At 68.0% G+C, this 7,114-nt stretch carries 5 protein-coding genes, 1 tRNA gene and 1 pseudogene; all 7 read left to right on the forward strand.

The features are described from left to right. Position 1 precedes the first annotated feature (1 nt). Positions 2–78, forward strand: a tRNA-Met gene (locus VFH59_RS06915). A 191-nt stretch (positions 79–269) separates the two neighbouring features. After that, entirely contained in the window at positions 270–800 is a 531-nt protein-coding gene (gene rimP, locus VFH59_RS06920) for a ribosome maturation factor RimP (RefSeq protein WP_325164158.1), read from the forward strand. A gap of 50 nt (positions 801–850) precedes the next feature. After that, complete coding sequence (nusA, locus tag VFH59_RS06925) at positions 851–2,350, forward strand: transcription termination factor NusA (RefSeq protein ID WP_325164159.1); 1,500 nt, start codon at positions 851–853, stop codon at positions 2,348–2,350. Positions 2,351–2,479: 129 nt separating this feature from the next. After that, positions 2,480–5,227 carry a translation initiation factor IF-2 gene (infB, locus tag VFH59_RS06930; protein ID WP_325164160.1) on the forward strand — a complete coding sequence of 916 codons (2,748 nt, stop codon included), beginning with the start codon at positions 2,480–2,482 and terminating at the stop codon, positions 5,225–5,227. Positions 5,228–5,400: 173 nt separating this feature from the next. Beyond that, complete coding sequence (gene rbfA / locus VFH59_RS06935) at positions 5,401–5,778, forward strand: 30S ribosome-binding factor RbfA (protein WP_325164161.1); 378 nt, start codon at positions 5,401–5,403, stop codon at positions 5,776–5,778. A gap of 103 nt (positions 5,779–5,881) precedes the next feature. Beyond that, a complete protein-coding gene (gene truB, locus VFH59_RS06940) occupies positions 5,882–6,802 on the forward strand; it encodes a tRNA pseudouridine(55) synthase TruB (RefSeq protein WP_325164162.1) in 921 nt (306 codons plus the stop codon). A gap of 209 nt (positions 6,803–7,011) precedes the next feature. Continuing rightward, positions 7,012–7,114 (forward strand): annotated as a pseudogene (locus tag VFH59_RS06945) (30S ribosomal protein S15); the annotation flags it as partial.

The raw sequence follows: 7,114 nt of genomic DNA on the forward strand, positions 1-7,114 counted from the left end.
ATGCGGGGTGGAGCAGTCTGGCAGCTCGTCGGGCTCATAACCCGAAGGTCGCAGGTTCGAATCCTGCCCCCGCTACCAGATCTTTCTTAGAACAAGAAAGCCTCCTCGTGAGGCTTTTTTGTTGGGCGCAAGGATGCGTCGCGGTGCCTGGGACGCTATGGTGTCCGGTGCGCCGCCGGAAAGAGCCTGGACGAGTCGGCACATCGTCGAGGTGAGGGAATGGGCCGCATGCGCCCATTTTTTGTTTCTGAAGCACACGAACGACGACTATGGATACGCAGGCACTGGCACAACGCTTCACCGACACCTTGGCCGACCTGGGCCTGGAATGCCTCGGCGTGGAGTTCTCCCCGTCGCAGGGGCAGAGTACCCTGCGCGTTTATCTGGACGTGCTCGACCGCGCCGAGGGGCGTGAGGTCACGCTCGACGACTGCGAGGCCGCCAGCCGTGAACTGTCGGCCCTGCTGGACGTGGAGGACCCGATCCCGGGCCACTACGTGCTCGAGGTGTCTTCGCCGGGAATCGACCGTCCGCTGTTCACGGCCGCCCAGTTCGCCGGGGTGGTCGGCCAGGAAGTCAAGGTGCTGCTCAAGGCGCCCATCGAAGGTCGCCGGCGCCTGCGGGGCAAGCTGGTCGCGGAGGCCGGCGGCAAGCTGACCTTCGAGGCCGAAGGCAAGACGTTCGAATTCGACCACGCCGATGTGGAAAGCGCGCGGGTGGTGCCGGACTGGGCCGCGCTCGGCTATGTGCCGCAGCCCAAGCCCGGCGGCAGGAAACCGGCCAAGAAGGCCCCGAAATAAACAACCAAGAAACGATGGGCATCCCGCGGGGTGTTTACGGAGTTGCTGCAATGAGCAAAGAACTTTTGCTGGTCGTCGATGCGGTCGCCAACGAGAAGGGCGTGCCGCGCGAAGTGATCTTCGAGGCGATGGAAGCCGCGCTGGCGTCCGCCGCCAAGAAGCGCTACCCGGAGGAGGATCCGGACATTCGCGTGGCGATCGACCGCCAGAGCGGCGACTACGAGACCTTCCGTCGCTGGGAAGTCATCGCCGACGACGGCGAAATGGAGTCCCCGTTCCACCAGCTGCGCCTGATGGACGCGGTGGACGAGCAGGCGGACGCCCAGGTCGGCGACTTCATCGAGCAGCAGATCGAGAACGCGGAATTCGGTCGCATCGCCGCGCAGGCCGCCAAGCAGGTGATCGTGCAGCGCGTGCGCGAAGCCGAGCGCCAGCAGGTGGTCGACGCCTACAAGGACCGCGTGGGCGAGCTGATCACCGGCATCGTCAAGCGCGTCGAGCGCGGCAACGTCTACCTGGATCTGGGCAGCAACGCCGAGGCCTTCATTCCGCGCGACAAGACCATCCCGCGCGAGTCGGCCCGCGTCGGCGACCGGGTGCGCGGTTACCTCTACGAGGTGCGCTCGGAGATTCGTGGTCCGCAGCTGTTCGTCTCGCGTGCCGCGCCGGAGTTCATGATCGAGCTGTTCAAGCTCGAAGTGCCGGAGGTCGGCCAGGGGCTGGTCGAGATCAAGGGCTGCGCCCGTGATCCGGGCGACCGCGCGAAGATCGCGGTGATCGCCCACGACAGCCGCACCGATCCCATCGGTGCGTGCATCGGCATGCGCGGCTCGCGCGTGCAGGCGGTGTCCAACGAGCTCAACGGTGAGCGCGTGGACATCATCCTGTGGCACGAGAACCAGGCGCAGTTCGTCATCAACGCGATGGCGCCGGCCGAGGTGCAGTCGATCATCATGGACGAGGAAAAGCACTCGATGGACATCGCGGTGGCCGAGGACAAGCTGTCCCAGGCGATCGGCCGCGGTGGCCAGAACGTGCGCCTGGCCAGCAAGCTCACCGGCTGGCAGCTCAACGTGATGACCCAGGACCAGGTCACGGCCAAGAGCGAGGCCGAGCAGCAGGCCGCGCGCCAGCTGTTCATGGACAAGCTGGAAGTGGATGAGGAAATCGCCAACATCCTGGTGCAGGAAGGCTTCTCCAGCGTCGAGGAAATCGCCTACGTGCCCAGTGCCGAGCTGCTGGCGGTCGAGGGCTTCGATGAGGACATCGTCGAGGAACTGCGCGCCCGCGCCCGCGACGCGCTGCTCACCGAGGCACTGGCCGTGGAAGAAGGCATTGCCGAGCCGTCCGGGGAACTGCTCGGCCTGCCGGGCATGGACGAAGCCACTGCCTATGCGCTGGCTGCACGGGAAATCAGTACGGTGGACGATCTGGCCGACCTGGCGGTCGATGACCTGATCGACATCGAGGGAATGGACGAAGAGCGCGCTGCGGCGCTGATCATGGCGGCACGCGCGCCGATGATCGAGCGGCTGGAGAAAGGCGGCTAACCGCGGACGGTGGCGCTCTAGGAAGGGCGCGCCGAGGAAGGCTCAAGCGAGTCTTCCACCAGGGACGGAGGTGGACGTGCAGCGGTGCCGCACGGACGAGAAGCGCGGGAACGGCGGAGAAAGAACACGATGTCGGATGTAACGATCAAACAACTGGCCCAGGTACTGGGCATGCCGGTCACCAAGCTGCTTGGACAGCTGGGTGAGGCAGGCATGAATTTCTCCGACCCGGAGCAGGTCATCAGCAGCACCGAGAAGGTGAAGCTGCTGGGGTTCCTGCGCCGCACGCACGGCAAGAGCGATGCCGCCGCCGAGGTGGAGGACAGCGCGCCGCGCCAGATCACCCTCAAGCGCCGCAAGGTCAGCGAGCTCAAGGTCGCCACGCCCGGTGGGCGCGGTGCGGCCAGCAGCGCCAAGACGGTCAACGTGGAAGTGCGCGCCAAGCGCACCTACGTCAAGCGCAGCGTCATTGCCGAGGAAGCCAGCGCCGAGCCCGAGCGCGAAGAGGCCGTGCGCAAGCTGGCCGAATCCCAGCAGCAGCGCGAGCACGAGGAGCAGGAGCGCCTGGAGGCCGAGCAGCGCCGCCAGGAGGAAGCCCGCCGTGCGCAGGAAGAACAGCAGCGCCAGGCCGACGAGGCCCGCCGCCTCGCCGCCGAGCAGGCCGCCGCCAGCGCGGCCAGCGAAGCGGTGGACGAGCCGGTGGCCGAGGCCGTCGAGGCGCCCGCGGCCGAACCGGTCAAGGCCGCCGCGCCCGCGCCAGCAGCAGCGCCGTCCGGCGGCGTCACCGACCACAGCGCGTTCGGCATGATCGTGCCGCGCATCCACGAGCCGCGTAAGCGCGAGAAGAAGGTCGTCGCCCCCGCGCCGGCCCCTGCGCCGGCGCCCGCGCCCGCGCCGGCCGAAAACCGCGGGGCCAAGGCCCGCTACGGCCGCGATCGCGACGAGGGTCCGGGCGGCAAGCGTTTCGCCGGCGGCGAACTGCACCTGTCCGACGCCGATCGTGCCCGTCGCTCGAGCAAGCGCGGCAAGCCCGGCAAGGGCGGGCGCGACGTCGTTCGCGGCGGTGCCGGCGCTTCCTCCGGCCCCCACGGATTCTCGCGTCCCACCGCGCCGGTCGTGCGCGAGGTGGCGGTTGGCGAGGCAAACGTGGTCGCCGATCTGGCGCAGAAGATGGCGGTCAAGGGTTCGGAGGTGGTCAAGGCGCTCTTCAAGATGGGCGTGATGGCCACCATCAACCAGACCATCGATCGTGACACCGCGATGCTGGTGGTCGAGGAACTGGGCCACACGCCGGTCGAGGCGAGCGAGACCAACGCCGAGGCCGCTCTGGCCGCGCATACCCAGAATGCGGAACTGGAGGGCGAGAAGACCGCCCGTCCGCCGGTGGTCACCATCATGGGCCACGTCGATCACGGCAAGACCTCGCTGCTGGACTACATCCGCCGCACCAAGGTCGCCGCTGGCGAGGCCGGTGGCATCACGCAGCACATCGGCGCGTACCACGTGGAAACGCCCAAGGGCGTGATCACCTTCCTCGACACCCCGGGCCACGCCGCGTTCACCGCAATGCGCGCCCGCGGCGCGCAGTCCACCGACATCGTGGTGCTGGTGGTCGCGGCCGACGACGGCGTGATGCCGCAGACGGCCGAGGCCGTGCAGCACGCGCGTGCCGCCAAGGTGCCGCTGATCGTGGCGCTCAACAAGATGGACAAGTCCGACGCCAACCCGGACCACGTCAAGCAGGGCCTGGGCAACCTGGAAGTCATTCCCGAGGAGTGGGGCGGCGACACCCCGTTCGTGCCCGTCTCCGCCAAGACCGGCATGGGCATCGACGACCTGCTCGACGCGGTGTCGGTGCAGGCCGAGGTGATGGAACTGACCGCCGTGCACGATGGCCCCGCCACCGGCGTGGTGATCGAGTCCAGCCTGGACAAGGGCCGCGGCCCGGTCGCCACCGTGCTGGTCCAGCAGGGCACGTTGAAGCGCGGCGACTTCGTGGTCTGCGGCGTGGAGTACGGCCGCATGCGCGCGCTGGTCGACGAGAACGGCAAGACCGTGCAGGAAGCCGGTCCGTCGATTCCGGTGCAGGTGCTGGGCCTCTCCGGCGTGCCCGAGGCCGGCGACGACTTCGTGGTGGTGGCCGACGAGCGCCTGGCGCGCGAAGTGGCCGCCGAGCGCCAGCAGAAGCGCCGCGAGACGCGCATGGTCAGCAAGGCCAACCGTCTCGAGGACATCATGGCGCAGATGGGCCAGGGCGCCGAGCAGCAGACGCTCAACATCCTGGTCAAGGCCGACGTGCAGGGTTCGGTGCAGGCGCTGCGTGATTCGCTCAGCCAGATCGGCAACGAGAACGTCAAGGTGAACGTGATCGCCGCCGGCGTCGGTGGCATCACCGAATCCGACGCCACGCTCGCGGCGGCCTCCAAGGCACTGATCATCGGCTTCAACGTGCGCGCCGATGCATCGGCACGCAAGGTGATCGATACGGCCGGCCGGGATGTTCGCTACTTCTCGATCATCTATGACGTCATCGACCAGGTGAAGCAGGCGGCATCCGGCCTGCTGGGCGTGGAAGTGCGCGAGGAGATCATCGGCGTGGCGCAGGTGCGGGAGGTCTTCCGCAGCTCCAAGTTCGGCGCGGTGGCCGGTTGCATGGTTACCGAGGGTACAGTCAAGCGGAACAAGCCGATCCGCGTGCTGCGCGACAACACCGTGATCTTCCAGGGCGAGCTGGAATCGCTGCGCCGGTTCAAGGAGCTGGTCGACGAAGTGCGCAACGGCATGGAATGCGGCATCGCGGTGAAGCAGTACAACGATGTCAAGGTCGGCGATCAGATCGAGTGCTTCGAGCGCATCGAGGTTGCCCGCACGCTGTAACGCCCTGCTTGCTCCCTCTCCCCTCCGGGGAGAGGGCTGGGGTGAGGGGCGATCTGGCCTCGGCGTTTGCTGGGCTGAGGCGAGCCACCGCCCCTCACCCATCCTCTCCCCGGAGGGGAGAGGGGACACGGGTCGCCGCCAGGCGGCGACGCCATCATCTATTGGAGCCCCTCATGCCCTCACGCGACTTCAAACGTACCGACCGCGTCGGCGCCGAGCTCCGCCGCGAGCTGGGTTTGCTGGTGCATGCCGCCGTGCGCGATCACGCGTTGCCTTCGGTGAGCGTGTCCGACGTCGAAGTCACCCGCGACCTCGACTGGGCCACCGTGTGGGTGACTGCCCTGCAGCCCGAGCGGGCCGTCGAAGCGGTCAAGGCGCTCAACGAACTGGCGGTGGAATTCCGCCGGACCCTCTCGCGCGGCATGCGTCTGCGGCGTGTGCCGGAACTGAAGTTCAAATACGACGATTCGGTCGACAAGAGCGAGCGGATCGAGCGGCTGTTGCGGGATTCCGGCGACATCCAGGCGGCCGGCCCGGACGACGACGCCTGAATCCTGCTGGACCCTTCCTACGCATCGGCGGGGAAGAGGCAGGCCCGTGAGGCCGGGTTGCACACAGGCTCACCCCCACACTCCGATCGCGCTGTACTCTCTCATGTCCCGTTATCGCGACCTGCACGGCATCCTGCTGCTCGACAAGCCGCTGGGGCTGAGCTCGAACCAGGCCCTGCAGGCAGCACGACGGCTGCTGCGCGCAGCCAAGGGCGGGCATACGGGCGCGCTCGATCCGCTGGCGACGGGCCTGCTGCCACTGTGTTTCGGCGAGGGCACCAAGATCGCCGGCATGCTGCTGGGCTCGCGCAAGGCTTACCTGGCCGAGTGCCGGCTGGGCCTGACCACGACGACCGCCGATCTCGAAGGCGAGATCGTCGAGCGGCGTCCGGTGCCGGCCCTCGGCGGGGGGCAGGTCGAGCAAGCCCTTGCCAGCCTGCGCGGACGGATCATGCAGGTGCCGCCGGCGTACTCGGCGCTCAAGCAGGGGGGCGAGCCGCTGTACGTGAAGGCCCGCCGCGGCGAGTCGGTCGAGGTTGCGGCGCGCGAGGTGCAGATCCATCGCCTGGACCTGCTGGCGCACGAGGGCGACCTGCTGCGCCTTCTGGTCGAGTGCGGCTCGGGAACCTACGTCCGCAGCCTGGCGGTGGATCTTGGTGCGGCGCTGGGTTGTGGTGCCCACCTGACGTCCCTGCGCCGGCTGTGGGTCGAGCCGTTCCGCGAACCGGTCATGATCACCCTGGAGGATCTCGAGCTGGCGGCCGGGCAGGGCGACGCCGCGCTCGATCGGTGGCTGCTGCCCCTGTCGGCGGCGGTGGCCGACCTGCCCGCCCTGGCGCTGGATGCGGACCGGGCGCTCGCCGTGGCCCAAGGCCAGCAGATTCCCTGGCCGGGGAACCTGGACCAGGGCCGCAGCGCCGCTTTCGGCCCCGACGGCCGCCTGCTGGCGCTGGTCGAGCCGGACCCGGCCGGGCGTGTCCGTATCATCCGTGGTTTCAACCTGCCTGCCCCTGAAACCGCCTGACTCGCCTTTCCGCGGTCGGGAAAGGACGCCGACAGGCCAAAACGCGGCCGGACACCGCCATTTCCCGCTCTTGTTGCAGGACGCCCGCCCTCGCTACAATAGCGAGCTTGTTCGAGAGCTTTACATCCAACCGGCGGAGCTTGTGCAACCTCATTGGGTAATGACGTTGCACAAGTTCCGCATCCGCATTTTCGAAGGAAGAGATACACATGTCCCTTACCGCAGAACAGACCGGCAAGATCATTGCTGAGTACGGCCGCGTGCCGAACGACACCGGTTCGCCGGAAGTCCAGGTGGCCCTGCTGTCCGCCC

The organism is Frateuria sp., assembly GCF_035695185.1.
In the GTDB taxonomy this organism is placed as follows: domain Bacteria; phylum Pseudomonadota; class Gammaproteobacteria; order Xanthomonadales; family Rhodanobacteraceae; genus Frateuria_A.